Origin of the sequence: Caulobacter sp. NIBR1757 (assembly GCF_027912495.1) — a bacterium.
GTDB lineage: Bacteria > Pseudomonadota > Alphaproteobacteria > Caulobacterales > Caulobacteraceae > Caulobacter.
Genome location: NZ_CP115463.1, coordinates 313,498 through 340,134, shown reverse-complemented (window position 1 = coordinate 340,134; position 26,637 = coordinate 313,498). Strand labels below are relative to the sequence as shown.

Annotated in this window: 30 protein-coding genes; 18 read left to right on the top strand and 12 right to left on the bottom strand. The window is 69.0% G+C overall.

The annotated features are described in order from the left end of the window. Positions 1 to 27 precede the first annotated feature (27 nt). Together O5I81_RS01735 and O5I81_RS01730 are read right to left on the bottom strand one after the other, a co-directional pair. Positions 28 to 2,313 (bottom strand): NADP-dependent malic enzyme, encoded by a 2,286-nt coding sequence (locus O5I81_RS01735; RefSeq protein ID WP_271067220.1) that lies wholly within the window; start codon positions 2,311 to 2,313, stop codon positions 28 to 30. A 325-nt stretch (positions 2,314 to 2,638) separates the two neighbouring features. After that, on the bottom strand, positions 2,639 to 3,532 hold the full coding sequence (locus tag O5I81_RS01730) for an alpha/beta hydrolase (RefSeq protein WP_271067219.1): 894 nt from the start codon (positions 3,530 to 3,532) through the stop codon (positions 2,639 to 2,641). Positions 3,533 to 3,664: 132 nt separating this feature from the next. Here O5I81_RS01730 and dapB point away from each other — a divergent pair, with 132 nt between their 5' ends. The 3 genes from dapB to O5I81_RS01715 are packed head-to-tail and all read left to right on the top strand — an operon-like array spanning position 3,665 to position 7,097. Next, complete coding sequence (gene dapB / locus O5I81_RS01725) at positions 3,665 to 4,450, top strand: 4-hydroxy-tetrahydrodipicolinate reductase (protein WP_271067218.1); 786 nt, start codon at positions 3,665 to 3,667, stop codon at positions 4,448 to 4,450. A gap of 5 nt (positions 4,451 to 4,455) precedes the next feature. Beyond that, complete coding sequence (locus tag O5I81_RS01720) at positions 4,456 to 6,501, top strand: S9 family peptidase (protein WP_271067217.1); 2,046 nt, start codon at positions 4,456 to 4,458, stop codon at positions 6,499 to 6,501. After that, entirely contained in the window at positions 6,498 to 7,097 is a 600-nt protein-coding gene (locus O5I81_RS01715) for an FMN-binding negative transcriptional regulator (RefSeq protein WP_271067216.1), read from the top strand. Before O5I81_RS01720 ends, O5I81_RS01715 begins: the two co-directional genes overlap by 4 nt. A 14-nt stretch (positions 7,098 to 7,111) precedes the next feature. Here the strand turns inward: O5I81_RS01715 and O5I81_RS01710 are convergent, their stop codons facing one another. From O5I81_RS01710 to O5I81_RS01700, 3 genes are read right to left on the bottom strand one after another with little or no spacing between them, the layout of a single operon-like run. Continuing rightward, the gene (locus tag O5I81_RS01710; protein ID WP_348637278.1) at positions 7,112 to 7,948 is read right to left on the bottom strand and encodes a metallophosphoesterase; all 837 of its coding nucleotides are present in this window, start codon (positions 7,946 to 7,948) and stop codon (positions 7,112 to 7,114) included. Continuing rightward, positions 7,945 to 8,934 carry a diacylglycerol kinase family protein gene (locus O5I81_RS01705; protein WP_271067215.1) on the bottom strand — a complete coding sequence of 330 codons (990 nt, stop codon included), beginning with the start codon at positions 8,932 to 8,934 and terminating at the stop codon, positions 7,945 to 7,947. Before O5I81_RS01705 ends, O5I81_RS01710 begins: the two co-directional genes overlap by 4 nt. A 3-nt stretch (positions 8,935 to 8,937) precedes the next feature. Next, positions 8,938 to 9,294 carry a hypothetical protein gene (locus O5I81_RS01700; RefSeq protein WP_271067214.1) on the bottom strand — a complete coding sequence of 119 codons (357 nt, stop codon included), beginning with the start codon at positions 9,292 to 9,294 and terminating at the stop codon, positions 8,938 to 8,940. 159 nt (positions 9,295 to 9,453) lie between these two features. Here O5I81_RS01700 and O5I81_RS01695 point away from each other — a divergent pair, with 159 nt between their 5' ends. The 3 genes from O5I81_RS01695 (at position 9,454) to O5I81_RS01685 (ending at position 10,772) form a co-directional block, all read left to right on the top strand. Further along, on the top strand, positions 9,454 to 9,684 hold the full coding sequence (locus O5I81_RS01695) for a hypothetical protein (RefSeq protein ID WP_271067213.1): 231 nt from the start codon (positions 9,454 to 9,456) through the stop codon (positions 9,682 to 9,684). Positions 9,685 to 9,712: 28 nt separating this feature from the next. Next, positions 9,713 to 10,147, top strand: coding sequence for an OmpA family protein (locus tag O5I81_RS01690; RefSeq protein WP_271067212.1), 435 nt, complete (start codon positions 9,713 to 9,715; stop codon positions 10,145 to 10,147). 358 nt (positions 10,148 to 10,505) lie between these two features. After that, the gene (locus tag O5I81_RS01685; RefSeq protein ID WP_271067211.1) at positions 10,506 to 10,772 is read left to right on the top strand and encodes a hypothetical protein; all 267 of its coding nucleotides are present in this window, start codon (positions 10,506 to 10,508) and stop codon (positions 10,770 to 10,772) included. A gap of 100 nt (positions 10,773 to 10,872) precedes the next feature. On the opposite strand, the gene O5I81_RS01680 is transcribed toward O5I81_RS01685, so the two are convergent. Further along, the gene (locus O5I81_RS01680) at positions 10,873 to 11,670 is read right to left on the bottom strand and encodes a response regulator (RefSeq protein WP_271067210.1); all 798 of its coding nucleotides are present in this window, start codon (positions 11,668 to 11,670) and stop codon (positions 10,873 to 10,875) included. A 250-nt stretch (positions 11,671 to 11,920) separates the two neighbouring features. Between O5I81_RS01680 and O5I81_RS01675 the strand changes: the two genes are divergently transcribed. The 4 genes from O5I81_RS01675 (at position 11,921) to O5I81_RS01660 (ending at position 14,696) form a co-directional block, all read left to right on the top strand. Next, complete coding sequence (locus O5I81_RS01675) at positions 11,921 to 12,115, top strand: NepR family anti-sigma factor (RefSeq protein ID WP_271067209.1); 195 nt, start codon at positions 11,921 to 11,923, stop codon at positions 12,113 to 12,115. A 2-nt stretch (positions 12,116 to 12,117) separates the two neighbouring features. Next, a complete protein-coding gene (locus O5I81_RS01670) occupies positions 12,118 to 12,726 on the top strand; it encodes a sigma-70 family RNA polymerase sigma factor (protein WP_271067208.1) in 609 nt (202 codons plus the stop codon). Then, entirely contained in the window at positions 12,723 to 14,459 is a 1,737-nt protein-coding gene (locus O5I81_RS01665; RefSeq protein WP_271067207.1) for a sensor histidine kinase, read from the top strand. Before O5I81_RS01670 ends, O5I81_RS01665 begins: the two co-directional genes overlap by 4 nt. 96 nt (positions 14,460 to 14,555) lie before the next feature. Next, positions 14,556 to 14,696, top strand: a complete 141-nt coding sequence (locus tag O5I81_RS01660; protein ID WP_271067206.1) for an entericidin A/B family lipoprotein — start codon at positions 14,556 to 14,558, stop codon at positions 14,694 to 14,696. A 168-nt stretch (positions 14,697 to 14,864) separates the two neighbouring features. Here the strand turns inward: O5I81_RS01660 and O5I81_RS01655 are convergent, their stop codons facing one another. After that, a complete protein-coding gene (locus tag O5I81_RS01655; RefSeq protein ID WP_271067205.1) occupies positions 14,865 to 16,148 on the bottom strand; it encodes a cytochrome P450 in 1,284 nt (427 codons plus the stop codon). A 141-nt stretch (positions 16,149 to 16,289) separates the two neighbouring features. Between O5I81_RS01655 and O5I81_RS01650 the strand changes: the two genes are divergently transcribed. The 3 genes from O5I81_RS01650 to O5I81_RS01640 all read left to right on the top strand — a co-directional run bounded on the left by O5I81_RS01650 (position 16,290) and on the right by O5I81_RS01640 (position 18,865). Continuing rightward, a complete protein-coding gene (locus tag O5I81_RS01650) occupies positions 16,290 to 17,681 on the top strand; it encodes an aminotransferase class V-fold PLP-dependent enzyme (RefSeq protein WP_271067204.1) in 1,392 nt (463 codons plus the stop codon). A 46-nt stretch (positions 17,682 to 17,727) separates the two neighbouring features. Next, positions 17,728 to 18,324: a peptidylprolyl isomerase gene (locus tag O5I81_RS01645; RefSeq protein ID WP_271067203.1), complete on the top strand. Its 597-nt coding sequence runs from the start codon at positions 17,728 to 17,730 to the stop codon at positions 18,322 to 18,324. A 94-nt stretch (positions 18,325 to 18,418) separates the two neighbouring features. Beyond that, positions 18,419 to 18,865, top strand: coding sequence for a YciI family protein (locus tag O5I81_RS01640; protein ID WP_271067202.1), 447 nt, complete (start codon positions 18,419 to 18,421; stop codon positions 18,863 to 18,865). Here the strand turns inward: O5I81_RS01640 and O5I81_RS01635 are convergent. Genes O5I81_RS01635 through O5I81_RS01615 form a run of 5 tightly spaced genes read right to left on the bottom strand, consistent with a single transcriptional unit; the run spans position 18,862 to position 22,466 of the window. After that, a complete protein-coding gene (locus O5I81_RS01635; RefSeq protein ID WP_271067201.1) occupies positions 18,862 to 19,425 on the bottom strand; it encodes a DUF998 domain-containing protein in 564 nt (187 codons plus the stop codon). The two genes, O5I81_RS01640 and O5I81_RS01635, sit on opposite strands and share 4 nt — an antisense overlap. Before the next feature lie 56 nt (positions 19,426 to 19,481). Beyond that, the gene (locus tag O5I81_RS01630; protein WP_271067200.1) at positions 19,482 to 20,579 is read right to left on the bottom strand and encodes a hypothetical protein; all 1,098 of its coding nucleotides are present in this window, start codon (positions 20,577 to 20,579) and stop codon (positions 19,482 to 19,484) included. Positions 20,580 to 20,583: 4 nt separating this feature from the next. After that, positions 20,584 to 21,354 (bottom strand): 3'(2'),5'-bisphosphate nucleotidase CysQ, encoded by a 771-nt coding sequence (gene cysQ / locus O5I81_RS01625; RefSeq protein WP_271067199.1) that lies wholly within the window; start codon positions 21,352 to 21,354, stop codon positions 20,584 to 20,586. Further along, positions 21,351 to 21,536, bottom strand: coding sequence for a DUF3553 domain-containing protein (locus O5I81_RS01620; RefSeq protein ID WP_271067198.1), 186 nt, complete (start codon positions 21,534 to 21,536; stop codon positions 21,351 to 21,353). Before O5I81_RS01620 ends, cysQ begins: the two co-directional genes overlap by 4 nt. Before the next feature lie 33 nt (positions 21,537 to 21,569). Further along, a complete protein-coding gene (locus tag O5I81_RS01615) occupies positions 21,570 to 22,466 on the bottom strand; it encodes a LysR family transcriptional regulator (protein ID WP_271067197.1) in 897 nt (298 codons plus the stop codon). An 85-nt stretch (positions 22,467 to 22,551) separates the two neighbouring features. Here O5I81_RS01615 and O5I81_RS01610 point away from each other — a divergent pair, with 85 nt between their 5' ends. The 5 genes from O5I81_RS01610 to O5I81_RS01590 all read left to right on the top strand — a co-directional run bounded on the left by O5I81_RS01610 (position 22,552) and on the right by O5I81_RS01590 (position 26,570). Continuing rightward, entirely contained in the window at positions 22,552 to 23,556 is a 1,005-nt protein-coding gene (locus tag O5I81_RS01610) for an NAD(P)H-binding protein (protein WP_271067196.1), read from the top strand. 60 nt (positions 23,557 to 23,616) lie between these two features. Next, complete coding sequence (locus O5I81_RS01605; protein WP_271067195.1) at positions 23,617 to 24,291, top strand: histidine phosphotransferase family protein; 675 nt, start codon at positions 23,617 to 23,619, stop codon at positions 24,289 to 24,291. A gap of 255 nt (positions 24,292 to 24,546) precedes the next feature. After that, entirely contained in the window at positions 24,547 to 24,930 is a 384-nt protein-coding gene (locus O5I81_RS01600) for a response regulator (protein WP_271067194.1), read from the top strand. Further along, positions 24,927 to 25,757: a protein-glutamate O-methyltransferase CheR gene (locus O5I81_RS01595; protein ID WP_271067193.1), complete on the top strand. Its 831-nt coding sequence runs from the start codon at positions 24,927 to 24,929 to the stop codon at positions 25,755 to 25,757. The genes O5I81_RS01600 and O5I81_RS01595 overlap by 4 nt, the downstream gene beginning before the upstream one ends. 36 nt (positions 25,758 to 25,793) lie before the next feature. Further along, on the top strand, positions 25,794 to 26,570 hold the full coding sequence (locus tag O5I81_RS01590) for a sulfotransferase domain-containing protein (protein ID WP_271067192.1): 777 nt from the start codon (positions 25,794 to 25,796) through the stop codon (positions 26,568 to 26,570). Positions 26,571 to 26,637: the final 67 nt, after the last annotated feature.

The window sequence follows — 26,637 nt, the reverse complement described above, 5'->3', positions numbered from 1 at the left end:
GGTTCCGCAATCATGAAGCCATAACCCTCACCCTTCCTGCGCGGGCTGCTCGTAGGCCGCCATCATCGCCATGTTGAGGATGCGCGACACCGAGGCGCCGAGCGGACAGATCTGCACCGACTTCGACAGGCCCAGGAGGATCGGGCCGATCACCGTGGCGCCGCCGAGGCTCTGGACCAGCTTGGTCGAGATCGAGGCCGAGTGGATGGCCGGCATGACCAGCACATTGGCCGGGCCGGTCAGGCGCATGAACGGGTAGTTGACCCGCCGCTCCGGCTCCAGGGCCAGTTCGGGCGGCATCTCGCCTTCGTACTCGAAGTCGACGCCCTCCATGTGGTCGAGCATGGCGACGGCGTCGCGAACCTTCTCGCTGCGCTCGCCCATCGGGTTGCCGAAGGCCGAGTAGCTCATGAAGGCGACGCGGGGGGTGTAGCCCAGCCGCTTGACCGCCGAGGCGGCCTCGACGGCGATCTCGACCAGGTCCTCGGCGTCGGGCATCTCGGTGACGTTGGTGTCGGCGATGAAGATCGGCGAGCCCTTGGCCAGCAGGATGGACATGCCCATCACCCGGCCGCCCGGCGCTGGATCGATCACCCGGGTGACCTCTTCCAGCACCTGGTCAAAGCTGCGGGTGACGCCGGTGACCATGCCGTCGGCGTCGCCGGCCGCCAGCATCGAGGCGGCGAAGCTGTTGCGGTCCTGGTTGATCAGCCGCTGGACGTCGCGCTTCAGATAGCCGTCGCGCTGCAGCCGGGCGTAGAGGTAGTCCACATAGTCGGGATTGCGGTCCGACAGGCGGGCGTTGACGATTTCCAGCGTCACCTCGTCCGGATCGAGACCGGCGATGCGCATGTTCTCGCGGACCAGTTCCTCGCGGCCGCAAAGGATGGCCTTGCCGAGGCCCTGTTGCTCGAAGGCGTAGGCGGCGCGGATCACGCTCGGCTCCTCGCCCTCGGCGAAGACGATCCGTTTCTGGGCGCCCGATTGAACGCCGCCGGAAATCTTCTGCAGGAAGCCGGCGGTGGGATCGAGCCGGCGGGCGAGGCGGGCGCGGTAGGCGTCCATGTCGTCGATCGGCTTGCGGGCGACGCCGGTGTCCATCGCCGCCTGGGCGACGAAGGGCGGGATGTACCAGATCAGGCGCGGGTCGAAGGGCGTCGGGATGATGTAGTCGGGGCCGAATTTCAGGTGGCGGCCGTGATAGGCGGCGGCGACCTCGTCCGGCACGTCTTCCCGGGCCAGCATGGCCAGGGCGTTGGCGCAGGCGATCTTCATCTCCATGTTCACCCGCCGGGCGCGCACATCGAGGGCGCCGCGGAAGATGTAGGGGAAGCCCAGGACGTTGTTGACCTGGTTGACGTAGTCGGACCGGCCGGTGCCGACGATGGCGTCGGAGCGGACCTCGGCCACCTCTTCGGGCGTGATCTCCGGATCCGGGTTGGCCATGGCGAAGATCAGCGGATTGGGGGCCATGCTGGCCACCATCTCCTTGGTCAGGGCGCCCTTGGCCGACAGGCCGATGAAGACGTCGGCGCCGGCGATCGCCTCGCTAAGGGTACGGTGCGGGGTGTCGGTGGCGTGGGCGCTCTTCCACTGGTTCATGTCCTCGGTGCGGCCCCGGTAGAGGACGCCCTTGCGGTCGACGGCGATGACGTTGGAAGCGGTGACGCCCATCGCCTTCATCAGTTCCAGGGTGGCGATGCCGGCCGCGCCCGGGCCGTTGAGCACGACCTTGACGTCCTTCAGCTGGCGGCCGCTGATCTCGCAGGCGTTGATCAGGCCGGCGCAGGTGATGATGGCGGTGCCGTGCTGGTCATCGTGGAAGACCGGGATGTCGAGCAGCTCCTGCAGCTCGGTCTCGATGCGGAAGCACTCCGGGGACTTGATGTCCTCCAGATTGATGCCGCCGAAGGTGACGCCGATGTTCTTGACGACGGTGATGATCTCGTCGGGGTCCTCGGTGGAGACCTCGATGTCGATAGCGTCGACGTCGGCGAAGCGTTTGAAGAGAACGCCCTTGCCTTCCATGACCGGCTTGGAGGCGAGGGCCCCGAGGTTGCCGAGGCCGAGGATGGCCGTGCCGTTGGAGATCACCGCAACCAGGTTGCCCTTGGAGGTGTAGTCGTAGGCCAGCTCCGGGTTCTCAGCGATGGCGAGAACGGGGACGGCGACGCCGGGCGAATAGGCGAGGCTGAGGTCGCGCTGGGTGACCATCGGCTTGGTGGCGGCGATGGCGATCTTCCCCGGGGTCGGGAACTGGTGGAAGGCCAGCGCTTCCTCGTCGGTGAAGGTTTTCTTCTCGGACTCGTTCATGGGGGCCTGTTCAGCTCGCCGGGCGCGGCAGCGCGCCTCTTTGTAGGAAAGGCGCGCAACCTAACGACCGAGGGCGGCGGGAACAACCGCCCAACCGCGTTCCGCCTTCCCGCCTGTGCGAGAAGAGCGAATTAGCGGGTCGAACGGGCCGGTCGGCAGTTGGGGCGTGGTTTCCCGGCTGTCGGTCCGCCGTTCCGGGCGTCCTCGGCCATTCGACCCAGACAGCTTGCCGGGTCCGGCAGGGCGGCGTGACGGCTGATCGCGAAGACAACCGCCAGCGCCAGCAGCGCCGCCAGGGCGAGGAGCCCGAAATTCAGCCCCCGGCTCACGCCTCGGCCTTCGCCTTCGACGCCACCGCTTCGATAGCCTCGACGATCTGGCCCCAGAACACCGGCGGCACGTCATGGCCCATGCCGGGGATGATCAGCAGCTCAGCGCCGGGGATATTCTCGGCGGTGTCGTGAGCGCCGGCGACGTTGACCAGGGTGTCGGCGTCGCCGTGAATGACGACGGTCGGGGCCTTGACGCCCTTCAGCTTGGGACGCCGGTCCGGCGAGGCCAGGACGGCGGCGTACTGGCGCATGAAGCCGGCCGGGTAGTAGCTGCGCTGGACGTCGGCGGCCATGCGCTCGCGCAGGGCGGCCTCGTCGACGTGGCCCGGCGAGCCGACGATGTGGGCGGTCTTCAGGCCGGCGGCGAGGAAGCCTTCCATGTCGTCATGCGGACTGGGGGCCGGCGTGCTGAGCGCCGCCATCGCTTCCGGGGTGCCGGTGGGCAGGTCGCGGTTGCCGGTGGTCGACATGATCGAGGTCAGGCTGAGCGTGTGACCCGGGAAGTCGGCGGCGACCAGCTGGGCGATCATGCCGCCCATCGAGGCGCCGACGATGTGGGCCTTTTCGATGCCGAGCGCGTCCAGCACACCGACGGCGTCTTCGCTCATCTCCTGCAGGGTGTAGGCGACCGGAGCGGGCTGACCGCTGGCGAAGGCGGTGAAGACGGCGGCCATGTCGGGCAGGCCGGCTTCGTCCATCTTGGAGCTGAGGCCGATGTCGCGGTTGTCGAAGCGGATGACCCGGAAACCGCGCGCCGCCAGCTGATCACAGAAGCCCTCGGGCCAGCGGGTCATCTGCGCGCCCAGGCCCATGATCAGCAGCAGGGGGTCGCCCGATCCGCGCTCGTCGTACTCGATGGTGATGCCGTTGGCGGAGAGCTGGGGCATGGGGTTTCCTCTGATCTTGTTGGGGGCAGTTTCGGCTGGCCGGGGGACGACGGTCAATTCCTCACCGTCTCTGCATTGATTTCCCCCCTGCCTGTGCTTTGTTCCCCCTCCCCGCCGATCAGGAGCCCGCCCGTGACCGCACCCCCCGTCCGTCTCGCCATCGCCGGGGCGCTGGGCCGCATGGGACAGGCGGTGGAACGCTCGGCGCAGGGGCGCGAGGACGTGGCGGTGACCGCACGCTTCGATCGTCCGGGGGCGGAGGGTGAAGGGCTGGTCAGCCAGGCCCAGGCGCTGGCCGGCGCCGACGTGGTCATCGACTTCACCGTGCCGGAGGCCTCGGTGGCGCTGGCCGAGGCTGCGGCCGGGCGCGGCGGCTTGGCGCTGGTCATCGGTTCGACCGGCCTGTCGCCCGACCAGATCCGCCGCATCGACGCGGCGGCGAAGCGCATCCCGATCGTCCGCTCGGGCAACTACAGCCTGGGAGTCAACATGCTGCTGGGGCTGGTCGCCCAGGCGGCGCGGGCCCTGCCCGCCGATTTCGACATCGAGGTCTTCGAGGCCCACCACCGGCGCAAGGTCGACGCCCCCTCGGGCACGGCCCTGATGCTGGGCGAGGCGGCCGCGAAGGGTCGCGGCGTGGCCCTGGCCGACGCCAGGCTGGCGCCGCACGACGGCATCACCGGTCCGCGCCAGCCGGGCGGCATTGGGTTCAGCGTCGTGCGCGGCGGCGGCATCATCGGCGACCACAGCGTCATCTTCGCCGGCGAGGAGGAGGTCCTGACCCTCTCCCACCACGCTAGCGACCGGGGCCTGTTCGCACGCGGGGCCATCGCGGCGGCGACCTGGGTGGCCGGCAAGCCGCCCGGACTTTACGACATGCAGGATGTGTTGGGCCTGAAGGGCCCTGCTGGAGAGTAACGCCCATGAAGAAGTTGACCTTGCTGCTGGCCGCCTCGGCCTGCCTGATCGGCGCGCCGGTCGCCATGGCGCAGATTCCAGGCTCGCGCACCCTCACCGCCCAGGACCTGTTCAGCCTGGAGCAGGCCACCGACCCGCAGGTGCGGCCGGGCGGCAAGCAGGTGGTCTATGTGCGGGCCAGCAACGACATCAATGCCGACCGCGCCCGCCGCGCGATCTGGATCGTCGATAGCGCCACCGGCGCCCAGCAGCCGCTGGTGGCCGGCGCCGGCAATCACATGAGCCCGCGCTGGTCGCCGGACGGCAAGCGGCTGGCCTATGTCTCGACCTCCGAGGGCTCGGCCCAGCTCTATGTGCGCTGGATGGAGACGGGCGCAACGGCGAAGATCGCCACCCTGCCGGAGGGGCCCGACAGCATCGCGTGGTCGCCGGACGGCAGGTCCATCGCCTTCCTGATGTTCACCGGCGGCAGTGGCCTGACCCTGACCAGCGGCGCCCCGCCGTCCAGGCCCGAGGGCGCGACCTGGGCCGAACCCCTGAAGATCATCGAAGGCCTGCGCTACAAGACCGACAGCGAGGGCTTCCTCAAGCCCGGCGCCGGCCAGGTCTATGTCGTCTCGGCCGATGGCGGCGCCCCGCGCCAGCTGACCACCGGCGCCTTCGACAACCAGGGGCCCCTGAGCTGGAGCAAAGATGGCCAGAAGATCCTGTTCTCCAGCGCCCGCGAGGCCGGCTGGGAGCATGATCCGGCCCTGGTCGATCTCTATGAACTGACCCTCGCCACCGGCGCGGTGAAGCGGCTGACAACCCGGGTCGGGCCCGACTTCGCCCCGGCCCTGTCGCCGGACGGCAAGCTGATCGCCTACCTCGGCTTCGACGATCACCGGTGGGCCTATCACGACACCCACCTCTATGTGGCCGGCGCCGACGGCAGCAACCCGCGCCGGCTGGCGGCCGACCTCGACCGCTCGATCGACGACTTCCGCTGGGCGGCCGATGGCAAGAGCCTCACCGTCCAGTACGTCGATCAGGCCGTCACCCGGCTGGGCAAGGTCGATCTGGCCGGCAAGGTCTCGCCCATGGCCTTGAGCCTCGGCGGCGGCGGCCTCGACCGGCCCTACAGCGGCGGCGGGTTCGACATGAATTCGGGCGTCATCGCCTATACGCGCTCGACGACGTCGCGCCCGGCCGACCTCTACATCCAGACTGGCGGCGGCTCGGTGCAGGCCACGCGGCTGAACGAGGATCTGCTGGGGGCCAAGACCCTGGGCAAGGTCGAGGCGCTGGACGTCAAGTCGAGCATCGACGGCCGGCCCGTGGGCGCCTGGATGGTCTATCCGCCCAACTTCGACCCGGCCAAAAAGTACCCGCTGATCCTCGAAATCCACGGCGGGCCGAACACCTCATACGGCCCCTACTTCGCCACCGACATGCAGCTCTACGCGGCGGCCGGCTATATCGTGCTCTACACCAACCCGCGCGGCTCGACCTCCTACGGGGAAGAGTTCGCCAACCTGATCGACAAGAAGTACCCGGGCCCCGACTACGACGACCTGATCAGCGCCGTGGACGCCGCCATCGCCAAAGGCAACGTCGATGACCGCAACCTGTTCGTCACCGGCGGTTCGGGCGGCGGGGTGTTGACCGCCTGGATCATCGGCAAGACCGACCGTTTCCGCGCCGCCGCCACCCAGAAGCCGGTGATCAACTGGACGACCGAGGCCCTGACCTCGGACATCCCCCTGGTCACGGCCGGATACTGGTTCGCCAAGATGCCCTGGGAGGACCAGCAATCCTACTGGGACCGCTCGCCGCTCAGCCTGGTCGGCAACGTCAAGACCCCGACCCTGGTCGTCGTCGGCGAGAACGACTACCGCACCCCGGTCTCGGAAGCGGCCCAGTACTACCAGGCCCTGCAGCTGCGGAAGGTGCCGAGCGCCTTCGTCATCGTGCCGGGCGCCAGCCATGGCGGCATCGCGGCGCGGCCCTCGCAGTCGGGGGCCAAGGCCGGGGCGATCATCGCCTGGTTCGAGAAGTATCGGGTGAAATGACCTATCCGCCGCCGATCTTCCACGAAACCGACGAGGCCGTGCTGGCGGCGCGGACCGCGGCGGCGCCCTTCGCCCTGATCTGCGTCAGCGCCGATGGCCGACCGCTGGCCGTGCACGCCCCCGTGTTGCTGGAGGGACGGCGGCTGCGGTTCCACCTGTCGGAGCGGAATCCGGTGGCGCGGGCGATCACCGAGGGCGCGACGGTGCTGGCGGTCATCACCGGCCCGCACACCTACATCAGCCCTGACTGGTATGGCCAGGAGGGCCAGGTCGGGACCTGGAACTACCTGTCGGCCCAGCTGGAAGGACCGGCCCGGATTCTGGGTCCGGACGAGGCGGCCGGACTGCTGGACGATCTGTCCGACCGCTTCGAGCGCGACCTGCTGCCCAAACCGATGTGGACGCGGGACAAAATGCCCGAGGGCCGGTTCGACAGCCTGCTGAAGATGATCGTCGCCTATGAGGTGACCGTCGAGCGGTTCGAAGGCGTCACCAAGCTGGGCCAGAACAAGCGGCCTGAAGCCCGCGCGGCGGTGGCGGATGCGCTGGCAGCGCTGGGGGAGACCGAGGTTTCCAGGTTGATGCGCGATAGCTGACCCTGGCGCTGCCCTCATCCGACCGCTTCGCGGCCACCTTCTCCCGACAAGCGGGAGAAGGATTCGCTGAGCCGCCGGTCCACCCGCCAGGTGCGGAAGGGCTCGTACCGCGTCCCCTGCCAGGCCATGGCGGTGACGGTGATGCACTCGGCCTCGATCTCCAGGCTGTTGAAACTGGGCGCGACGCCGCGTTCGCGGATCGACAGGGTGCCGGCCCCGACCGCGTAGGTGCGCTGGTCCCCGAACGGGTAGGCGTGGACGAACGGGGTGTGGATGTGGCCGGTGAGGACCAGATCGGCCCCCGCCACGGTGAAGGCCTCGGCTGCCGTAGAGCCGCCCCAGACGTTACCGGTCATCGGGCCGCCGACCACCTCGACCAGCGGATGGTGGCAGGTGACCAGCTTCAAGTCGCCAGGCTGGCCGCCCCGGATGCGGCCGATGGCCTTGCGGACCTGGACCATGCTGATCTGGCCCTTGGACCAGTTGGCGCGGGGCTGGACGCCGCGGGCGGTGTTGATCCCCGCATAGCTGAGGCCCTCGAGCGGCGGCGGGGCCTTGAGGTCGCCCATCCAGCGGTCGAAGCGCTTCCAGGGCATCAGGGCGCGGTAAGGGATGTTGAAATAGGGGACGTCGTGGTTGCCCGCCGTGACCACGACCTTGCACGGCAGGGTGTCGATCCAGGCGCGGGCGGCCTCGAATTCCCCGGGCTGTCCTTCGCGGGTCAGGTCGCCCGACAGAATGGCCAGATCGACCGGGTTGTCGGCCAGCCATTGCGCCGCGCCGGCCACCGCCGCCTGGTTCTCGCCGCCGAAATGGATGTCGGAGGCGTGGAAGAGCCGCAGCTTGCTCAAGCGTCGGCCCCCTCACCTCGCGGCACAAGGGCGCGGAAGGCGTTGGGCTTGAAGCGGACCAGGGCGGTGCGGCCGACCCGCACGGACTCGCCGTCCAGAATGGCCGGGATCGGCCCGCCGGCCCAGGCGTAGGCCTGCCGCACCAGGGTGACATTGACCGACGGATCGGCTCGCCACTGACCGGCGGCGGCGGCCACCGCCAGGCGGAAGACATCGAGGGCGCCGGTCGGGTCGAGCGCGGCGGCTTCCAGGCCGTTGGCGTCATTGTCGAGCGCCTTGGAGACCAGGGGGCACATGAAGGTCAGGGCTTCGGATTTCTGGCGGGCGGCGCCGTCGAGGGAAAACCTCAGCCGGCCGCTGAACGCCTGCTCGGCGGCCCGGCGAGCCCGCTGGAAGGCCAGCCAGAACTTGCCGTGGCGCGCCGCCTCCCGGGCCCTGGCCCAGAGGGCGGGGGATCCGAGAATGGCGGCGACATAGAAACTGTGCTTGTCGACCGTGCCGCCGGAGATGCGTTTCTCGACGCCGTCGGCCAGGATTCCCTCCAGCGCCTCGGGCCATGTGGTCTGGCCGTAGATGGCGAAGGGCAGCATGTTCATGGTGCCGCCCGGCAGGGGGGCAACCAGCGGCCCATCCGGGCCCGCCGCCTCGGCCACGGCGCGGGCAGTGCCGTCGCCGGCGATGACGATGATCAGGTCCGGCTTGTTGGCCAGGGCGTTGGCGATGATCTCGGACAGCTTGCCGGCCTCGCAGCGCTGGACGTTCACCTCCAGGTCCCAGGCCTCCAGGATGGCCGTGGCCTCTTCGCAGGCGTTGGGACCGACGCTGCCCGACAACGGGTTGGCGATCACCTCCACCTTGCGGATGCCGTCGATGGCGCGGCGCCGGGCGGGCGCTTCAGCCTCGGGTTTTGGCGCCTCGGGCTTTGCCGCCTCTGGCGTCTTCTTCGTTGCAGGTTTGCGCCGGACCGGCGTCTTGCCCCCCTCCATCCGTCAGCCCGCCGGCTTGGTGTTGGCGGCCTCAGCGTCTCTGGACAGACGATCCTGGACCGCCTCGGCGCCCTTCTTGATCGTCGGCACGGCCTCGCGGGCGGCGGTGGTGACACCGGCGTCCATCAGCGCCCCACCGTCGCGGAACGAGCCCTCCTTGGCGGCCAGCACCAGCGAGGTCCCGCCGATCAGGGCGACGGCCACAAGGCCCATCACCAGGAAGGGCGACCGGCGATGACGGGCCCGCTCCTCCTTGCGACCGCGCTCGTAGGCAGCGCGCAGTTCGGCGTCGCTGTGGCCATGGGCTTCGCCATGGTCGTGATTGATGGCCGGCACGGCCTTGCTCTGGAACAGTCTCATGATGTCCTCCGCACGATGGGGGTTTCCGGAACAGAACGGAAGCCGCGGCGCGGAAGTTCCGGCGGGTTCCCGACATGGAACCCCTGACCCTGTAACGGCGTTGGGTGAAGAACGGGGTGCGCCATGGGGCGAACCCCGGCGCTTGCCCGAGAGGTTTCCTTGCGCCTGTCGTTGATCCTTGTCGTCGGTGTCAGCCTGCTGGGCCTGGCCGCCTGCGCCAGTGTTCCGCCGCCGCCCCCGCCGCCGGCCGGGGAGAGCATGGCCGCGCCGTCGCGGCCGCCCACTGGGGTCAACCGGCGCCAGTACTTCGATGAGAAGCGTGGCCGGTACTATTATTTCGATCAGAAACGCGGGGCCTATTTCTGGGAAGACGGCCAGCCGCGTTCCTAACGCCCCGTGGGGCATGGAGGGGTAAGAGATGCATCGCAACCTGTTGATCCTGGGCATCGCCGTCCTGGCGCTGACGGCCTGCAAGACGACACCGAAGACCGAGGTCGCCCGCTTCACACGCTGTGAGGAGGTCAATGTCGCCATCTATTTCGAGCCGGCCTCGGCGGTGATCGGCCGCGAGAGCAGGGCGGTGCTGCGCGGCGCCGCCGCCCGGGCCAGGGGCTGCGACATTGATCGGGTCGATGTCACCGGCCTGGCTGACTCGGTCGGCACGCCCGAAGCCAACATGAAGCTGTCCGAGCAGCGGGCCGCCGCCGTGACCAAGACGCTGATGGGCTTTGGCATGAAGGACGTGCGGGTGATGGCCGTCGGCGACAGTGGTGCCTTGACCCCGGCCGGGGCGGCGATGCCGCTGCGCCGGCGGGCCGAAGTGATCCTGCGGCTGTCGCCACCGGGGACCTGAGCGGAGCGGACCGCCCTTCTCCCGCTTGCCGGGATTAGGGCGCCAGCGGCGCGCATGAAAAAAGAGGGCGGACCCTTCCGGATCCGCCCTCTTCGAGTTTTGCATCATCGAGAATAGGGGTGCGGAGACGGCTGGCTCACTGTGGTGAGCCTCAAGTCGGGGGGGGCGTCGCCGCCTCCGCAAAGAGAAAACACCGAAGCTGACGGAGCGTTCCCGGCTGAGGCGATTTTTTCGCCGGTTTTTTTGTCGGCCGCTCGGCCGATCGCGCCCGCATGCGGAACGTCGTTGTTTCGAAAACGTTTTCCCATCCGAGGGCGTCGAGTTTTCGGCGCAGATTTTTCTTCGGAAGGAGCCGAACATGGCCGAAGTAGTCCACGACGCCGAGGGCGATCACGTCCACATCCCCGCTACCGAGGTCCGCCAGGGCCGTTGGGGCCGGCATGTGTTCTGGGTGCTGATCGGCTCTACCCTGCTGGCGGCTCTGGCGCTGTTCGCGGCCTGGGGCATGCGGTCCGGCGATCTGAGCGAGGCCCAGAAGACCCAGGTCCCGCCAACCCGCGAGGCCGTGCAGGGTCAGGCGACGCCGCCCGCCGCCGATCCTGGCCCGAGCGCTCCGGCGTCCTAGAACGGCCAGACACGAAAAAGGGGCCGCCCGCGAGGACGGCCCCTTCTTCATGTCTGGGTTCCGATCAGGCGGCGATCTTCAGTCTCGGTTTGAAGATCGCCTAGGCGGCGATCTTCTGGCGGCCCGGATGGAAGAACAGAGCCTGGCCGATCGCCGCCTTCACCGTTTCCGGCTGGAAGGGCTTGGTGATCAGGAAGGTCGGTTCCGGACGCTCGCCGGTCAGCAGGCGTTCGGGGAAGGCGGTGATGAAGATCACCGGCACATTGATCATGCCGAGGATATCCTTGACCGCGTCGATGCCCGAAGAGCCGTCGGCCAGCTGAATGTCGGCCAGGACCAGGCCCGGCTGCTTCTTGGCGATGGCTTCCAGCGCTTCAGTGCGGGTGGCGGCGATGTCGATCACATTGTGACCCAGCTCGCGGACCAGCGCCTCGATGTCGGCGGCGATGACCGGTTCGTCCTCGATGATGAGCACGTCGGTGGCCAGCTCGGCGTCGATGTCAGCCTGGGCCTGGGCGATCAGCCGCTCGACGTCCGGATAACCGGTGTCGAGGATCTGGGCCGCCTCACTGGGGGTGAAACCCTCCAGCGCTGTCAGCAGGAAGGCCTGGCGCGAACGCGGGGCGATCCGCATCAGGCGGTCGGCGGGGGCGCCGCCACTCTCCTGGTCGGGATTGCGATCCTCCAGCTGGGCCCCGGAGGTGCCCCAGATGGCGTGGAACACATGATAGAGGGCGACGCGCGGCGACAGCTGCTCGGGCAGCGTCTGTTCACCGGCGGCCAGGGCCTCCAGCGCGACGCGGACGTACTGGTCGCCGGTCTGCTGGCTCCCGGTCAGGGCGCGCGCGTAGCGGCGAACATAGGGAAGATGCGGCGCCAGTCGGGCGAGAAGACTCATGACCCCTCCGTCTCATATTGGTCTTCGAAAAACATAGGGCGCACAGATGGAGGCGCCAGGACGCATCCACAGTGAACCTGGGCTGCTAACGGGCGGAACGCAACGATGGTTCCACGCGTTGGAACTTTACGTCATCATACCCGCAGGAAACTTCTCCGGCCGGGGACAATGGAACCTGAGGGGGTGGACTGCGTTGAAGCGGGACAGAACCAGCAAGTACGGGGAAGCTGCGTCTTCGGACGCCGATGGCATGATCGATCAGCAACAGAACCCGCCCGGTCGCCGGGCCGCCACCGAAGGGCTCGACGAAGCCCGCCTGCGTCAGCGCGCCATCGGCGTGAAACTGCGCCAGATGTTCGATGAGGTGGTCAACGAGCCGGTGCCCGACGAATTCCTGGACATCCTGCGCCGCGCTGACAGCGGCAACCCGTCCGGGGAGCGATAGCCTTGAGCGCCTCCGAAGAACTGGCCTCCCTGACCGGGGCCGCCCGCGACAATGTCTTCCAGAAAGACCTGGTGACATTGATTCCCCATCTGCGCGCCTTCGCCCGCACCCTGACCGGGGACGCGACCCAGGCCGACGACCTGGCCCAGGACGCCCTGATCAAGGCCTGGGACGCCCGCGCATCCTTCCAGCTGGGCACCAACATGAAGGCCTGGACCTTCATGATCCTGCGCAACCAGTTCTACAGCGACAAGCGCCGCTCCTGGCGTTCGACGCAACTGGACCAGGAAGCGGCCGAACGCACCCTGATGGCGGTCGACGATCCCGAATCCCCCGTCGCCCTGGACGAGCTGCGCCAGGCGATGAACATCCTGCCGCCGGAGCAGCGCGAGGCGCTGATCCTGGTCGGGGCCGGCGGCTTCGCCTACGAGGAAGCGGCCGAGATCTGCGGCTGCGCGGTCGGCACGGTCAAGAGCCGGGTCAGCCGGGCCCGCAAGGCCGTGCAGGGCATTCTCGAAGCCGGCGCCTACGGTCGCGACGGGCGCGCGGCTGGCGAGGCCATGGGGTCCATCCTGGGTGAAGCCGAACGCCTGAGCGCCGCCTCACGGTGAAGCGGTTTCTTCGCGGACGGCTCGGGCCGGATGAGCCCGAGGACGCGGTCGCCCCCGCTCCCATACAGAAAGGAGCCGGGGACGCCCGCACCATCCGCGCGCGCCTGGCCGGGGCCCTGGCCCTGGCGCTGATTCCCGTGCTGCTGCTCGGCGCCGTGCAGTCGGCCCTCTCCTTTCGCCGTGAGGCGTCCGAACAGCGCGGCGAGCTTCAGAGGGCGGCGCAGCGCAGCGTCGCCCGCGCCACGGCCCGCATGCAGGCCAGCCAGGTGCTGCTGGAAACCCTGGCCCCCGGCGTGGTCGGCTTCGACTGCGCCAACCGGCTGCACGACATCACCCGGCGGCTGCCGGGCTACGCCAACCTGATCCGCTTCGACGCCACCGGTCGGGTGTCCTGTTCCGCCGCCGGCGTGCCGGCCGATCCGCGGCGCCGCGACCAACCCTGGTTCAGCGACTTGTTCAAGGGCAAGTCCGAAACCACCGTTGTCGATACCAGCCGCACCCTGGCGCCGGAGCCGGTGCTGCTGGCCTCGGTGCGCGGAAGCTCGCCCGACGGCGTGCTGACCGCCGTCATTCCCCTGAGCAGCCTACGGCCGGAAACCGCGGGCCGGGCCCTGCCCAAGGGGGCCGAGGTGGCCCTGGTCAATTCCAGCGGCGCTATCCTCTCGTCCTCGCAGCCCAAGGCCTTCCCGCTCATTCCCAAGGCCTGGGTCGACCAGGCCAAGGCCCCTGAAGGGGCGCTGATCACGGCCCCGGGGGCGGCCGACGGCGAGCGGGTCTATTCCATCGCCCCGCTCTACGGCGATCTCTATGTGGTGCTGTCGGCGCCGTCGAAGGGGATTTTCTCCAGCTCCTGGCTGGACCCTCTGTCGGGGCTGGTCTTCCCCCTGCTGGCGTTCAGCGTCGCCCTGCTGGCGGTGTTCTGGGCGGCGGACCAGGCGGTGGTGCGCTGGATCGTCTATCTGCAGCGGATCGCCGACATCTACGCCCGCGGCCGCTTCACCGTCCGCCCGCTGCAGGCCGAGGCCGCGCCGCCGGAGATCCGCCAGCTGGCCGAGACCCTCGACGAGATGGCCGCCGCCATCGTCGCCCGCGACACCACCCTGCAGGAAAACCTGACCCAGAAGGACGACCTGCTGCGCGAGATTCACCACCGGGTGAAGAACAACCTGCAGGTCATCTCCTCCCTGCTGTCGATGCAGGAACGGGCCCTGACCGACCCCGGCGCCCGCCAGGCGATCAACGACACCCGCCAGCGGATCACGGCGCTAGCCCTCATCTACCGCGCCCTCTACCAGGGCAGCGACCTGCGCCATGCCGACCTGCGGCCCTTCCTCGAGGAACTGACCGCCCAGTTGATGATGACCGAGACCGCCAACGGCACCGTGCGGCTGGAGGTGCGGGCCGATAGGCTGATCATCGATCCGGACAAGCTGGCGCCGATCGCCCTGTTCGCCGTCGAGGCCATCACCAACGCCCAGAAACACGGCCTGGCCGATCACGGCGGGACGCTGACGGTGGATTTCAAGGTCGATGGTCCGGAGGCGATGCTGAACATCTCCGACGACGGCGGCGGCCTGCGTCCGCCGATGGAAACCCTCGAAGCCAAGGGTGTCGGCCGCACCCTGATGACGGCGTTTTCGCGCCAGTTGCGGGGCCGCACCGAGATGGCGATCAATCCGGCCGGCGGCCTGACTGTGACATTGGTGTTCCCGACGCCAGAATCTGTCGCCTGACCGACGATGGGCGGGAACCCGCCCAAGCTCCTGACGTTCTTCTCCCGCAAGTTATCCAGCCCTGCGTTTTGGGGGCGACCAACAGGAGAATTCCGTATGCGTAAGCTGATCGTTCTGGCCGCCATGGCCGCCTGCCTGACCACCGCCGCCTGCAACACCGTCAAGGGCGCCGGCGAAGACGTTTCGGCCGCCGGCGACGCCGTCTCGGACACCGCTGAAGCCGCGAAGCCGAACTAAAGTTCGGCGGTCAGCCTTCAAGACGGCCCCGGAGCAATCCGGGGCCGTTTTTCGTTGGGGCAAACCCCACCGAGATAAGGGGACACTATACCTATCTCGTCACCGGCGGTGCGGCGGTCGTGCAGCGAAATGAGATAGGTATAGTGTCCCCGTATCTCTCTGCCGGCGTCAGGCCATCTCGTACTTGATCGGCAGCGTCTTGGGACCGCCGACGAAGTTCGCCTGCGCCAGTTTCGGTTCGCCGTTCAGCGACAGGCTCTTCAGCCGTGGCAGCATTTCCTCGAACAGGATGCGCATTTCCATCTTGGCCAGATGCTGGCCCAGGCACAGGTGGGCGCCGTAGCCGAAGGCCAGGTGCTTGCCGTCCTTGCGATCGACGCGGAAGGCGTCGGGGTCGTTGAACACCTCTTCGTCGCGGTTGCCTGACGGATAGGCCAGCCACAGCCAGTCACCCTTGGCGATCTTCCGGCCGGCGACCTCGGTGTCCTCGGTGGCTGAGCGCATGAAGTGCTTCACCGGCGTCATCCAGCGGATCGCCTCATCGACCAGGCCGGGGATCAGCGAGGGGTCGGCCTTGACCTTGGCGAACTCCTCGGGATTAGCCGCCAAGCCCCAGATCGCCGCCGCCGTCGAGGACGAGGTGGTGTCGTGGCCGGCGGTGGCGACGATGACGTAGTAACTCATCGCCTCAAAGTCGTTGATCGGCACGCCGTCGATCTGGGCGTTGGCGATGACGCTGGCCACGTCGCCCTTGGGCTCGGCCTTGCGGTCGTCGGTGATGCCTTTGAAATACATGAAGAAGTCGGCGATGATCCCCTGCATCATTTCCATGCCGGCGGCGACATCCATGGCCTCCTTGCGGTCCCGGTTCAGTTCCGGGTCCTGGGCCCCGAACAGCTCCTGGGTCAGGCGCAGCATGCGGGGCTCGTCTTCCGGCGGCACGCCGAGGATCTCCATGATCACCCGCAGCGGATAGAACAGCGCGATTTCGTTGACGAAGTCGCATTCCCCGCCCAGCGCCGCCATGTGGTCGACGTGCTCGCGGGCGATCTGGCGGATGCGGTCCTCCAGCTTGCGGATGTTCTGCGGCAGGAACCAGGACTGGGTCATCACCCGGTACTTGGGGTGATCGGGGGCGTCCATCTGCACCAGGGTGCGCACCAGGTGCGGGCTGCCGCCGGTCATCTGGCGCACGGCGGCTTCTGCCTCCTTGGTGGTGAAGGTGGTCGGCCGGTCGCCGGAATGGAACAGGTCGTTCTGGCGGCTGATCTCCAGAATGTCGGCATGTTTGGTCACCAGCCAGAAGGGCTCCACCCCCTCCAGCTCGGCCCGGCCGAGCGGCTGGTTTTCCCGCAGCCAGCGGAAGGCCTCATGCACGGATCCGTCGGCGTAGGCCTTGGGGTCGATGGCCTTGAAGGCGATCTCGTCCGGAATTCGAAGGGTGTCGGTCATGGTTCTCGTTTCTCCCGCGCGGGCAACATGACTCTTTGACGGAGGGGAAGGAAAGGGCCGGATGGAACTCCCGCCTCGCCAGAAACTTGATGCCGACATGAGCCCGGCCTGAAAGGTTGGCCGCCGGGGGACGGAGGGGTTATGTCCGACGAGACGCAAACCGGCGCGATGAGCCGCAGAAGCCTGCTGGGCGGGGCCGGCCTGGCGCTGGCCGCCACGGCGATGGCGCAGGCGCAGGAGGCCCCCGGTCCGGGCGATCCGCCCGACAGCGATCCCGACTTCGGCGGGCCCGAGCACCATGACGCGCCACCGCCGATGGAGCCGCCGCCAGCCACCGTCGACTGGAACTGGGTGCGCGGCCAGTGGGCCCTGGACTGGAGCTGGGTGAACCTGTCGGCGATGCTGTTCGCCAGCCATCCCCGCATCGTGCGCAACGCCATCGCCCGTCACAGAGACGCCCTGGACGCCAACCCGGTCACCTATCTGGAGGCCAACAACCGCCCCCTGCAGAACGCCGCGCGGCGGGCGGCCGGGCTCTATTTCGGCGCTGACCCCGACGCCATCGCCCTGACCGAAAGCACCACCAGCGGCATCGGGCTTGTCTACAACGGCCTGCTCGTCGGCTACGGCGAGGAGATCCTGACCACCACCCACGACTACTATGTCACCCACGAGAGCCTGCGGCTGGCGGCGCGGCGCAGCGGGGCGACGGTGAAGAAGATCAGCCTGTTCGACCAGGCCGCCACGACCAGCAAGGCCCAGATCGTCGGCCGGCTGATGGCCGCCATCACCGAGCGCACGCGGGTGCTGGCGCTGACCTGGGTGCACAGCTCGACCGGGCTGAAGATGCCGATCCCGGAGATCGCCCAGGCCCTGAAGAGCGTCAACGCCGGCCGCGATCCCGGCCGCAAGGTGCTGCTGATCGTCGACGGGGTGCATGGCTTCGGGGTCGAGGACATCACCTTCGACCAGTTGGGCGCCGACGTGCTGGCCGCCGGCTGTCACAAGTGGCTGTTCGGACCGCGCGGCACCGGCGTGGTCTACTTTCGCCCCGACAGCCTGGCCCGCTTCGAGCCGACCATCCCCAGCTTCCTGGCCCCCAACGCCTACGGCGCCTGGCTGGGCGGCTACGATCCGGGCGCGACCACCGGAGCGCGGATGACCCCGGGCGGCTTCAAGGCCTTCGAGCATGTCTGGGCTCTGAGCGAGGCCTTCGCCTTCCACGGCATGGTCGGCAAGGCGGCGATCGCGGCGCGGACCCGCAGTCTGGCCAGCCGGCTGAAGCTGGCGCTCAGCCAGATGCCGCATGTGGTGCTGCGCACCCCGATGGACCCGGCCTTGAGCGCTGGCATCGTCAGCTTCGACCTGCCGGGCCTGTCGGCGGACGCGGTGGTGCGGCGCCTACGCAGTTCGAAGGTGATCGGCTCGGCGGCGCCCTATGCGACGCGGCATGTGCGGCTGACGCCCAGTTTCCGCAACACCGAGGCGGACGTGGACTTCGCGGCGCAGATTATCGCCAACATCCGGCGGTAGTCAGGCAGGCGACCCTCGGGCTAGGATTCGCCTCAAGGAGACCGCCATGATCCGCCGCACCGTCCTGACCGGCCTCGCCGCCGCCGCCGCCACACCGGTCCTGGCCCAGACCGCGACCCCCGGCGTGGTTCGGGTGACCATAACCACAGGCGAAGGCCCGCTGGTGCTGGACCTCCTCGCCGACAAGGCCCCGCTGACGGTGGCCAACTTCCTGAAATACGTCGACGCCGGTCGCTACAACGGCGGCGAGATCTATCGCGGCATGGCGGTGTCGACCAATCCGCTGATGGGCCTGGTCCAGGGCGGGGCCAAGCCCGGCAAGCCGATCCCGCCGGTGGCCCACGAGCCGACCACCCAGACCGGGCTGAAGCACGTCGATGGCACGGTCAGCCTGGCCCGATATGCGCCGGGCACCGGGACCAGCGACTTCTTTATCTGCGTCGGGGACGCCGGCTATCTGGACGCCAACCCGGCCGCGACCGGCGACAACGCGGGCTTCGCCGCCTTCGGCCAGGTGGTCGAAGGCATGGACATCGTCAAACGCATCCTGGTCATGCCCAAGTCGCAGAAGGCCGACAATCCGGCCATGGTCGGCCAGATGCTGGCGACCTACGTGAAGATTCTGTCCGTCAAACGGGCCTGACAAAAACTTCGAACAAAAAATGTCGGCCTGGCTGAGGGCCGTTCGTCCTGCGGGCGAACCGGCCGCCAGGCGGCCTCCAACCGGAGTGAAGACCATGCGTGTTCTGATGATCGTCAAGGCCACCGCCGAAACCGAAGCCGGCGTCATGCCGACCACCGAGCAGGTGGAGGAAATGGGCGTCTTCAATAACGAACTGATCGCCGCCGGGGTGCTGGTCGACGGGGCGGGCCTGCATCCGTCATCCAAAGGGGCGCGGTTGGGCTTCAAGAACGGCAAGCGGGTGATCACCGACGGGCCGTTCGCCGAGACCAAGGAGCTGATCGGCGGCTACTGGGTGCTCAACGTCAAGGACTGGGACGAGGCCCTGATGTGGCTCTCCAAGGTCCCGCGCCCCGACTTCAAGGACGGCGACGTCGACTGCGCCATCGAACTGCGCCGCTTCTTCGAGCCCGAGGACTTCGCCGGCATCGCCTCCGAAGAGATCATCGAGCAGGAAATCGGCTGGCGCGAAGACCAGCTGGCCAAGGCCCCGAAGGCCTAGGCGAGCCGCAGGCTGCGCCAGCAGGCGACCGCCGCCGCCCCGAAGATGACCAGGCCCAGCGCCCGGACGAACCATCCGACGGTGTCGGCGGTCGCAGCGCCCGCCAGCTGCAAAACCACCAGCGCCACCTCGACCAGGACGACCCCGAGCAGGATGACGGCCCAGCGCCGGTCAGCCGGCCAGAGGGTGAGGACGGCCAGGGGCGGGACCAGCGCGCCGGCCAGCACGATGTTGAAGGCCAGGTGATGCGGGCTGGGCAGCGGAAACGCCGCCGCCACGATCAACGACAGGGCCGGCAGGGCCAGGCACAGGCCGAGCAGCGCCGCCGCCGGGCTGCGCCGCGCCAGCCAGAGGCCGGCCGCCCCGGCGATCCCCAGCACCCCGCTCGCCGCCAGACCAGCGTTGAACACCCCGGCCAACGGCGAGGCCGCCATTCCCAGCTCGCTGGGCAGGGTCGCCCCATGCTCGAACCCCGGCCAGGCCAGGGCAGTCCCGAACAGATTGGCGAAATAGACGAAGGGCAGGGCCACGCCCGCCCACAGCAGCACCCGATGGATCATGCCCGCTCCCCCCGACCGGGCATGGTGCACCGGCTATTGGGGCGCGAGGATGGCGATCATTTCGAAGTCGCGCCCGTGACCTCAAAGGCGCGCAGCAGGGTAGCGGGGGGCGAGCCACAGTCGAAAGCGTAGCCATTCCGCCACTCGGCGGCTCGCAGACGGCCGGCAAGGGCCGGCGGCAGAGCAGCGGCGGCCGGCTCCACGGCCATCTTCGGCTGCAGGTCGCCAACGACCTCCGAGCTGAACGTCCCCGCGAACACCGCCTCGCCTGCCTTCACCTCGAAGCCCGGCGCGCCCAGGCAGAAGGTGCTGATGGTGTCGCCCAGGAGCAGCCAGCGGCCGGGCGGAACCTCAAACACATAGATATCCTGCATGGGTGTGCCGGCCTTCCAGAACATCTTTGTCGGACTGGACGCCTGGAACACCTGCAGGGCGGGGCTGTCGCTCGCCCGCTCTTCGATCCGCATGAAGCGCAGGTTGATCTGCTGGCCGGGTCGCGTGCCGTGGGTTCGGACGATTAGCAGCGTCGTAGCCGGTCCAAGCGCGGCGGGCGCCTTGACGCGATTGAGGAACTGCCATTCCTCCGGCCATTCGGCCGCTTTGGGTAGGGCGAAGACCGGCGGCTCGGTTCCGAACACGGCGCGGTAGCTCAAGGATTCCTGAGGCTTCGACGCGTAGCCGGGCATCGTGTAGACGATGGCCAGGGTCGGATCGTATCGCCGAATCTCAGCGCCCTGTGGCGTGGCCGCGCCGACCCGGGCGGAGAGGTAGCTCACCAGCGACGCCTGGTGGGCGCCAAGCAGGCTCTGTTCGTCGGCGGCCGGCGGCCGCACGACCGACCAGCCCCGGATCAGCATGCAGGTCTCGATATTGGCCTGCACCTGATTGCGGTCGAACTGAAGCTGGACGGCATTCAGCAGCGCCGTGTTGAAGAGGCCCGGCCTCGGCTTGTCGTAGTGGCCGGCCTCGACGTATTGCGCCACCGTCTTGCGAGCCTCGCCTTCGCAGAAGCGGATGTCCGCCTCGTGGACCTCCAGCGTGGCCCCGGCGCGATGGAAGTAGTTGAAGCCCGGGCTCGCCGTTCCAGTCTGCGCCATCGCTGGCAGGGCCGGCAGCAGCAGCGCCAGGGAAAGCAGGCGTCCAATCAGGTGCATGCGCCTAGCCACCCCGCGCCACAAACCAGCCGTTGCGGAACTGCTCGTCGGCCTTGCCATAGAGGAAGGGGGCGCCCTCGGGCGTCAGCACCGTGCCGCCGGCGGCTTCCAGCACGGCCTGGGCGGCGGCGATGTCCCATTCGCTGGTCGGGCCGTGGCGGGGATAGATATCCGCCGAACCCTCGGCGATGCGGCAGAGCTTCACCGAGGAGTCGATCGCCAGCGTGGTGTCGAACCGATAGGTCTCGGCCAGCTTGCGGGTGGTCTCTTCCTTCATGGTGTGGCTGATCAGGGCGATCGCCTGCCCCTGCGGCCAGGGGCGGACCCGGCAGCCTTGCGCAGGCGCGCCGTTCACCCGTTTCAAGGCGCCGCTCTCGGAGGTGTACCAGGTCTCGCCGCTGGCCGGCATGCAGACCGCGCCGGCGATCGGATGGCGGTCCTGGATCAGGCCGATGTTGACCGTCCAGCTCGGATCGCCGCGCACGAAGGCCTTGGTGCCATCGACCGGATCGACGAGGAAGAAGCGCGGGCCGATTTCGTCGGGCGTGCCGTACTCGGAGGCATGCTCCTCGCCGATGACCGGGATATCGGGAAACCGTTCGGCCAGCAGACGGGTGATGAGGATTTCGCCCTGGCGGTCGGCTTCGGTGACCGGGCTGTCGTCGGCCTTGGCGTCGACGGTCAGGGCCGTGCGCCACAGGGGCAGGATCAGCCGGCCGGCCTCCTCGACGATGTCGGCCAGGACGGCGCCGATGTTCTGGGGGTCAGCGCTCACTCGAACTCTCCATCGTCCACCACATCCAGCCGCACCGCCCGCGCATCGAGCGCCTGCTTGCCGGCCTGCTCGAAATCCACCGTCACCCGATGGCCGATGCAGGATTGCACCTGGCCAAGGCCCCAGTCCGGCCGATCCGGAAGGCGCACCAAGGCGCCGGGCTCGAGGAAGGGGAGGGCCATGGGAAGAGGCCTTAGCGGGTCGAAGCCGCTTTGTCAGGCTTCGCGGCAGTAGGCGGTCATCCCCTCCACCAGGGCGTCGAACACCAGCCGCATCCGGCGCAGGCCCTTGAGGTCCTCGTGCATGACCACCCAGGTCTCCAGCGGATAGCGGAACTGGTCGGCCAGCAAGGGAACGAGATCGGGGCAGCGGCGGCCGAGCTGGATCTGGCAGGCGCCGGCGCCGACACCCGCTCGGAGGGCGGCCAGCTGGGCCAGGTCGCTGTCCGACCGGAAGCTGAAATCGGCCATGGCGAACCGGAAGCCGGTCGCCACCATCCGCTCCAGATAGGCCGGCGGATGCTCGAAGCCGACGGCGGGCCAGCCGCGCAGGTCGTCCATCGTCTCCGGAACCCCGAACCGCACGGTCAGACGGCGGTGAGCGAAAAGGCCCAGCGGAATCTCGCCGATCCGGCGGACCAGCAAGGCGTCCTGGCGCGGCGGCGACATGCGCACGGCGATGTCGGCCTCGCGGCGCAGCAGGTCCTCGTTGCGGTTGCTGGCGCCCAGCTCGATGGCCAGGGCCGGATGCCGCGCCTGCAGCTCGGCCAGGATGGCGGGCAGCACCTCGACGGCGACGATCTCGCTGGCGGTGATCCGCACCGTGCCGGACTCGGCCTGGGCCTCGGCGCTGGCGGTGCGGGTGAAGGCCTCGGCGGCGGCGGCCATGGCCCGCACATGCTCGCCCAGCGGCTCGGCGGCGGGGGTGGCGGCCAGGCCCGTGGGCGTGCGGGTGAAGAGGGCGGCGCCGACCTGGGCCTCCAGCGCCTCGATACGGCGGCGCACGGTGGGCTGGGCCAGGCCCAGGCGCCGGGCCGCGGCCGACAGGCTGCCGGTCTCCAGCACGGCGAGGAAGGCGCGCTGGCCCTCCCAGTCGGGGTCAGTGGTGTTCATATATTTTAGACTATCAGCTAGGCACTCTTGGACAATTCTTTTCCAGGCCATCCTGGGCCACCTTCCCTCTCGAAGGAGACCGGACATGACCCACACCCCCCGCAAGACCGCCCTCATCCTCGGCGCCACCGGCGGCATCGGCGGCGAGACCGCCGACGCCCTGGCCCGCCACGGCTGGAGCATTCGCGCCCTGGCCCGCAACCCCGCCGCCGGCGCCCAGGGCCGGCCGGAATTCGACTGGCGGCGCGGCGACGCCCTAGACGCCAAAGCGGTCGGCGAGGCGGCGCGGGGGGCGGACCTGATCGTCCACGCCGTCAACCCGCCCGGATACAGGGGCTGGAAGCGCCTGGTCCTGCCGATGCTGGAAAGCAGCCTGGCCGCCGCCCGCGCCAGCGGGGCCCGGCTGCTGCTGCCCGGGACCATCTACAACTATGGCCCGGACGCCTTTCCCCTGTTGCATGAGGAAGCGCCGCAGACCCCCGACACCCGCAAGGGCGCCATCCGCAAGGCGATGGAGGCGCGGCTGGAGGCGGCGGCGCTCGACGGCGTGCGCTCGCTGATCCTGCGGGCCGGCGACTACTTCGGTCCCCGGCCTGGCAACGGCTGGTTCAGCCAGGGCCTGGTGACGCCCGGCAAGCCGGTGACCGCCATCATGACGCCCGGCCGGGCCGGCGTCGGCCATGCCTGGGCCTATCTGCCGGACGTCGCCGAGACCTTCGCCCGGCTGGCCGACCGGGAGGGTGAACTGGGCCCCTTCGCCCGCTTCCACTTCGCCGGCCACTGGGACGCCACGGGAACAGAGGTCACCGACGCCATCCGCCGCGTCGTCGGCAACCCGGCCATTCCGGTGCGCCCTCTGCCCTGGTCGGTGCTGCCCCTGGCCGCGCCGTTCAACGAGACGATGCGCGAGCTGCTCGAGATGCGCGGCTTCTGGACCGCCCCGGTGCAGCTCGACAACGCCCGTCTGACCCATTTCCTCGGCGCCGAGCCGCACACCCCGCTCGACGCGGCGGTGCGCGAGACGCTGATCGGTCTGGAATGCCTGCCGCAAGCCTCGACAGCCCAACCCTCCACAAGGAAGGCGGCCTGATCCCCCGAAGGGGCCGGCGGGCCGTTGGCTCGCCGGCCAAATCACCGCTAGACTCCAGGGATGACCGACGCCGCCGAAACCCTGCCCCAAGACGACGCCACCCCGATCGCCGACCCGGTCGATCTGGCCGCCCAGCTGGCGGCGCGCCTCTGTCACGACTTCATCAGCCCGGCCAGCGCCATCGTCTCCGGCCTCGACCTGCTCGACGACCCGACCGCCCAGGACATGCGCGAAGACGCCATGGCGCTCATTGCCCAGAGCGCCCGCAAGCTGGCCGACCTGCTGGCCTTCTGCCGCGCCGCCTTCGGCTCGGCCTCGACGGTCGAGGTGTTCGACGCCCGCGACCTGGAGGCCCTGGCCCAGAGCGTCTTCGGCCACATGAAATCGACCCTGGTCTGGGAGGTCGCCCCGGCCAGCCTCAACAAGCCGGCCGCCCGCACGCTGCTCAACCTCTGCCAGATCGCCGGAACCGCCCTGCCGACCGGCGGCCAGGTCACCGCCCGCGTGGTCGAGGCCGGCGGCCGCATCGCCCTCAGCGTCGAGGGAACCGGCCCCCGTATCCGCCTGAAACCTGAGGTCGCCGGCGGCCTGCTCGGCAAGCCCAAGGGCGAGGCCATGGGCGGCGCCTGGATCCAGGCCTTCTACGTTCACAGCCTGGTCGCCCAGGCCGGCGGTCAGGTGGCGGTGGAAGCGGGGGATGAGAAGCTGACGCTGGCGGCGTGGGTGCCGGCGTAATTTTCCCTTCTCCCGCTTGTCGGGAGAAGGTGGCCCCCGAAGGGGGTCGGATGAGGGCAACACCGGCCAAGCAAGAGTAGCGACAGCGCCAAACCGCGCCAGAACGCGTGCAATCGGATGAGCCGGCGCTGCCCTCATCCGGCGGCTTCGCCGCCACCTTCTCCCGACAAGCGGGAGAAGGGCGCGCTCCGCGCTTAAATTCTTAACGGCCTCCATCCTCTCTTAACCGACACCCCCCACAACAGAGCGTTCAAGATGGAGCGTTCCGCAGCCGTGAAGACCTGTCTCGTCGTCGATGACAGCCGGGTGATCCGCAAGGTGGCCCGCCGCATCCTGGAGGACCTCGGCTTTGAAATCGCCGAGGCCGCCGACGGGATGGAGGCGCTCGCCTGGTGTCGCGCGGCCATGCCCGACGCCATCCTGCTGGACTGGAACATGCCGGTGATGAACGGCATCGACTTCCTGCGGCTGCTGCGGGCCGAGCCCGGCGGAGATGCCCCGCGCGTCGTCTTCTGCAGCGTCGAGACCGAACCCGACCGCATCCGCGAGGCGCTGGACGCCGGGGCCGCCGAGTACATCATGAAACCCTTCGACGGCGACATCATCGAGGCGAAGTTCGCCGAGGCGGGTCTGGTATGAGCCCGCAGGACATCGAGCTGTTCGTCGCCCTGGCCCGCGCCCGCGCCGGCCTGAAGATCGACCCCTCCAAGACCTATCTGATCGAGAGCCGCCTGGGCCCGCTGGCCCGGCGCGAGAACTTCCCCGGCATTCCGGAAATGGCCGCCGCCCTGCGCTCGCTGCGCGAGGAAAAGCTGATCTGGGCCGTGGTCGAGGCCCTGGCCCAGGGCGAGACCGGCTTCTTCCGGGACCGCGCGCCCTATGCGACGTTCAGCAAGGAACTGCTGCCGACCCTGGCCCGCCTGCGCGGCGCCGAGCCGATCCGGGTGTGGAGCTGCGCCTGCGGTTCTGGCCAGGAGGCCTACAGTCTGGCGATGATCGCCGAGGAGGGCGAGGGCCTGCCGCCGGGGACCAAGGTCGAGATCTATGGGTCGGACCTGTCGGAACGCTCGCTGGAAAAGGCCCAGTCGGGCCTCTACACCCAGTTCGAGGTCCAGCGCGGCCTGCCGATCCGCAAGCTGCTGCAGCATTTCGAGAAGGTCGAGGACAACTGGCGCCTGACGCCGCGCATCCGCCAGCGGGTCCGCTGGCGCCGCGTCAACCTGATCGCCGACCTAACCGTCATGGGCCGCTTCGACGTCATCTTCTGCCGCAACGTGCTGAGCATGATGGACGGCCCCTATCGCCGCCGGGTGCTGGAAAGCCTGGCCGCCCTGCTGCCGCCCGACGGCCTGCTGATCCTCGGCGACGGGGAAGCGGCCGAGGGCAGCACCGAGGCCTTCCGGCCGGTGACCGGCCGGCCCGGCCTCTATGTGCGCAATCCCGCCTATCGGGCCGCCGCCGCCTGATTTCCAATATGGGGTATGTCTGCTAGCGGTCGTTCCGTGAGCGAAGACGCCCTCATCCACTGCGTGCGCGTGCCCAAGAGCGGGTCCAAGAGCCTGCTGCTGATGCTCGGCGAGGCCTTCGCCGGCCGCCGCGTCTTCTACCTGCCCGACACCCTGCGCCCGGAAGCGGCCCTGTCCCGCTGGCAGGCTTTTCGCCTGTGGCGCTCGCAGCGCCAGAACCTGATGCAGAAGCTGGGGACGGCCAGCCTGTCGGCCGCGTTCGCCCGGATCGAGGCGGAGGCGCGGCCGGGCGACCTGATCGCCGGCGGCCACAGCGACCACGGCCTCGTTCGCCGGCGCCTCAGCCGGCCGGTCCGCTTCGTCACCCTGCTGCGCGACCCGGCGGCGCGGGCGCTCAGCGACTACCACTACGCCCGCGCCGGCTACCTGAAGAAGAAGCCCTGGCAGCGGTTCGACGCCCACCGGCTGGCGCGCGTCGCGGCGGAACGCGATTTCGCCGGCTTCCTCGATTTTCAGCTCGACCATGCCGAGGTGTTCAGCGATCCGGCGGCAGCCTTCCTCGGCTGGCGCCAGGATCAGCCGCTCGAGCCCTGGCTGGCCGACAACCTCTGGGACTGGGCCACCCTCGAGACGGCGGAAAACCTGGCTAAACGCATAGCCGAACGGCTGGACCGCCCCACCCTTTTCGGCCGCCACAACAGCACCGAGGCTGGCCGCCTGGAGATCACGGCCGACGAGCGGCGGCGGATCGACCGGCTCTGCGCCCGCGACCAGACGCTCTATGAGCGCTGCCGGGCGGACAACCGCGCTTGACGGACGCTCCCCGATAAGGCGCCCACGTCTGTCGCATCGGGCGACCGATGTCCAAGACTGCGTCAGC